Below are 1,409 nucleotides of genomic sequence, written 5' to 3' on the forward strand. Positions count from 1 at the left end.
AGAAAATTTAGAAATATTATTTTGATATTGCCTTTTCGTATTTTCTAATTTTGTCAAATTGGCGTTATTTGTATTTAAATCGTATCTGTCGATTATATTCATAAATATTCCTTTCGTTTTTTTTTATTTTTTTAAAATTTAAGAATAATTTTTTGAAAGTTTTTAATATGTTTAGATTATCGGAAACGAGGAAAAATATTTAAGGATTTATTTGATGCATTAAGAACTATTAATTTTATTTTTATTCCAAAAATCTATTCTTAATTTTAAAGGTCAACCTTCCGATAATCAATGATAGATTTTATAAGGTTATAATTTATGTATTTTAATATTAGGCTGAAAGCGGGGATTTTTTACGGGGCGATACTGATTGGAATAATTTTTACCGTATTTATATTCGTTTTTAGTCCTAAAGGCTTCGGAAATCTAGATTCAAAAAAAGCACTTTTGGAAAAAAGAAAAGAAAAAATAGCCGAATTAAACAGGCAAAAAACGAGGCTTACTAACAATATAGAAAGATTAAAAAGCGATAGAGAATATATACTTTCTTACGCGAAAACTTTCGGATATTTGGATAGTTCAAAAAACGAAAAAATCATTAAAATAATCAAAGACGAAGAAGTTAAAGACATATCCGCCGCTCCCGTTCAAAAATATTCTTCAAACAAAGAAATAAATATAAATGTTAAAAGAATAATAATTTTATCGTTTGCCGTTTTTGTGATTTTCTTTATAATTTGCGTAAATAGACAAAAATATTCTTCAAACCAAAATCAAAATATTAATAACGGATAAATAATCTAATAAGGATAACTTAAAGAGAACATAAATCCCGCGTCCCTATTTATAGGCTCGTAATAAGGAACAAAATTCCAACTCATTCCCTCTTTTTTCTTTCCGTAAACTCTTTGATAACTGTCGTAAGCTACCGCAATGCCAAAAATTACGCCCGCTGTCACTTCGAACGCGGTAGTCGAAATCCATAAAGATTTATATCTCGAGCGTCCCGTAGTAGATGGCTGAACGAAAGTATTTTCCAAAGCGTCCAAACCGAATACCAAAAAAGAAGCGTAAGTGTATGATAAAAAACTCGACAAGATAAAAGTAACTTCCGTATATCTGAAAGGATGACTTTTATAAGTGTCTTCTATTTCAACGGGGGAATTAACGACTCCGCTTTGATTTATAACATTAGTCCCCTGCATCTCAAAAAATGAAGTTATATTATTTGTATCCGTAGAATATTCAGAACTCAATTCCTGATTATCTTCAACGATAGATTCTTGAGCCGTTTCGTTAGTTCCTAAATCTTTTGACTTATCGGAAAAATAAAAGTCCGCAAATGCAAATTTACTGGTTATTAAAAATATTATTATTATATAAAATTTCATTATAAAAGTCCGTATATT

The 1,409-nt window shown here is 28.7% G+C and carries 2 protein-coding genes; one reads left to right on the forward strand and one right to left on the reverse strand.

Annotated features, from left to right (window positions below; genetic code table 11):
- Positions 1-318 precede the first annotated feature (318 nt).
- Positions 319-795: an FtsB family cell division protein gene (locus EZH24_RS11855; RefSeq protein ID WP_137999283.1), complete on the forward strand. Its 477-nt coding sequence runs from the start codon at positions 319-321 to the stop codon at positions 793-795.
- Positions 796-800: 5 nt separating this feature from the next.
- On the opposite strand, the gene EZH24_RS11860 is transcribed toward EZH24_RS11855, so the two are convergent.
- On the reverse strand, positions 801-1,391 hold the full coding sequence (locus EZH24_RS11860; RefSeq protein ID WP_137999284.1) for a hypothetical protein: 591 nt from the start codon (positions 1,389-1,391) through the stop codon (positions 801-803).
- Positions 1,392-1,409 lie beyond the last annotated feature (18 nt).

Source organism: Brachyspira catarrhinii (genome assembly GCF_005518285.1).
Taxonomy (GTDB): domain Bacteria; phylum Spirochaetota; class Brachyspiria; order Brachyspirales; family Brachyspiraceae; genus Brachyspira; species Brachyspira catarrhinii.